We start from the raw sequence: 2,763 nt of genomic DNA, 5'->3' as shown, positions 1-2,763 counted from the left end.
AAACGGCATGCCGTCCAATAGTTTTTCCATCTTGAGGCCGGGATGGTTTAGATGGATCCGTTCAACCACCAACTGAGACGCGGCAATCTTTCCCTGTTGCGCCAGGCTTGACGCCAGCATTGCATTGCTCATCCAAAAAACGGCGTTAGTCCGCACCGAATTTTGCGCAATTCGCTCCGCTGTTTCGTAATCTCCTGTTTGATAATGAGCAATTGATTTCGAAATCACACAGCGATGCAAGATCGGATCATGAGGTCGAAGAAGCATAGTTTGGTCGGCTGCGATTTTCGCATCCTCAAAATCACCCCGGAAATCGTGAACAAACGCTAGTCCAGAATAGGCCGTTGCATAACTTGGGCACAACTCAATCGAGTGCTGTAGCGCTTGCCATGCGCCATCTTGGTCCCGAAGCATGCTCAAAGAAGCCCCAAGGTAACGCAACGCCCTGGGTTCTCTTGGGTCAATAGCCAAGGCTTGCAATGCGGTTTGTCGTGCGTCTTCCAGATGCTCATGGAAATTCGTCGCAATGTATTTGTATGAACCTCGATATTTCACATAGGCCAATGCGGCAAGCGCAGCTGCATAGTTCGGATCAATCTTAAGCGCTGATTCGAAACAACGCGCGGCCTCGTCATCAGCATCATACGACGATAAGTTGCTAAATAGGTGCCAATTGCCGCGTTGTAGCAATTCGTAAGCCGACAGGGAGCTGGGAGCCTTGTTGAGAAGAGCTTGCATTTCTGCTTCTTCCAGCGCCGGGACAATTGAGGAAGCAATTTGCGCAATAATCTGATCCTCGAGTTCAAATAACCGATCGACATTTTCGTCATAGCGAGCCGACCAGATCTGACGTTGGCTGCGGCAGTCCGTAAGTTCAACACTAATGCGCAGTCTCCGGCCGCTCGGTCTAATCTGGCCGCTAACGAGGTGTGTCGCACCAAATGTTTCATAAAGGTCTTTGAGATTGAAGCGTTGATCGGCAAGGTGAAAGGTTGAAGAGCGGCCTAGAACTTTAAACCAGCGAAACCCTGACAACGAGAACAAGATGTCGTCCGCCAGCCCCTCGCTCAAATAGGAGAAGTCAAACCCGCTACTCAGGTTCTTGAAGGGAACAATAGCGATCACGGGTGAGCCGTCACGGGCCTTGGGATCAATGAAGCTGTTGCGTTCGATCGATTCCGGCGTAGTCCAACGCTCGTTCGGCGCAGCGACGGCTAGAGCCCGCGCAGCGGCTTCGACAGGCGGGAAATGGCTTTCACCCGACAGTTTGTGAGCAGGCGGTTTTACGCGCCAGCGCCAAACACGTACCGGGCGTGAAACATTCTTTACCGTCTGTTCGCCTGCATCCTCAAAGGCAACATCCAACTTGCCGGCAAGGTGATCATAAACAGCCCCCGATATGCAAATACCGCCCGGCTCCGCCAGGCCTTCGAGTCGGGCTGCAACGTTGACACCATCCCCCAGAATGTCGTCGCCATCGACAACGATGTCTCCAAGATTGATTCCGATTCGGTATTGGATGTGGCGGTCCTTGGGTACATCGGTGTCACGCCCAACCAGTTCTCGTTGAACGTCAATAGCACACCTTACGGCATCCACGACGCTGGGGAATTCAACCAAAAGTCCGTCGCCCGTAGTCTTGACGATACGGCCACCATGCCCAGAGATTTTGGGGTCGATAACTTCCTCTCGGTGGGCCTTTTGACGCGCAATCGTGCCCTCTTCATCGAGCCCTATCAGCCGTGAGTAGCCGACCATGTCGGTCAACAAAATAGCAGCGAGTCGGCGTTCCATTGCAGACCTCCCAAGTAGGAAGTTTAGCTGCGCTCAACGCAAGAATCCATCCAATCCGTCGTCAATCTGGCCCTCCGACAAACGGCCGAGTTTGATGTAGTGTTCACAAGTGGCGGCCAACTATCCCAAACGGGCATCATCAAGAGCCATTGCAGCACACCTCTCGCCGATCATGATCGAGGGCGCATTGGTATTGCCGCCGACGACCTGCGGCATAATGGAGGCGTCAGCAACCCGCAGTCCTTTGACGCCATGGACCCGCAGTCGAGGATCGACAACTGCATCCTGTCCTATCCCCATCCTGCATGTGCCAACAGGATGAAGGTTCGACACGCCGCGATTGCGGATGTCTTCGATCATCTGGTCTTCAGATTGGATGGCTGTCCCGGGCACTACCTCCTCTGCGACATAAGGTTTAAGCGCCGGTTGTTCGGCAATTTTGCGGGCGAGCCGGATGCCATAGAGCATGGCGTCTATATCCCCGGCGCTTTCGAGAAACTTGAACTCGATTTTGGGAGGCGCAAGCGAATCTCTGCTTTTAAGGCTGACGCGACCGCGACCTTCAGGCCGCAGATGCACAGGTGCCATGCTGAAGCCTGGAAATTTGTGGGGGTGCATACCGGTCCGGTCTCGCGTTTCGATCGACCAGATGTATGTGTTGATCTGCAGGTCCGGCTGGTCAAAGCGCGGATCCGATCGCGTGAGAATACCGGCGATCGTGCCAATGGTCGTGAGCGGTCCGTTACGCCTGGTAACATACTGGATGCCGGCTGCGAGCTGACGGAGCGGCGAGCGATAGAGATCATTGAGGGTATTCTTCTTCGTGGCGCGCCAAGCGACGTAGGTGTTGAAGTGGTCGTGCAGGTTGGCGCCAACCGCTGGCAGATCGTGGGCGACGTCGATGCCCATTTCCTTCAGATGAGCGCCGGGTCCAATGCCCGACAAGAGCAGGAGCTGTGGGGAACCATA

2 protein-coding genes are annotated in these 2,763 nt (G+C 54.4%); both read right to left on the bottom strand.

Annotation, left to right across the window (positions count from 1 at the left end; genetic code table 11):
- On the bottom strand, positions 1-1,794 hold a 1,794-nt coding region (locus AC33YF_RS13560; RefSeq protein ID WP_491777744.1), incomplete at its 3' end, for an adenylate/guanylate cyclase domain-containing protein.
- A gap of 120 nt (positions 1,795-1,914) precedes the next feature.
- Positions 1,915-2,763 (bottom strand): GMC family oxidoreductase (locus AC33YF_RS13555; RefSeq protein ID WP_491777743.1); only part of this gene is annotated, 849 nt, incomplete at its 5' end.

Source organism: Methyloceanibacter sp., from assembly GCF_058506495.1.
This window is presented reverse-complemented; position numbering and strand designations above follow the sequence as displayed.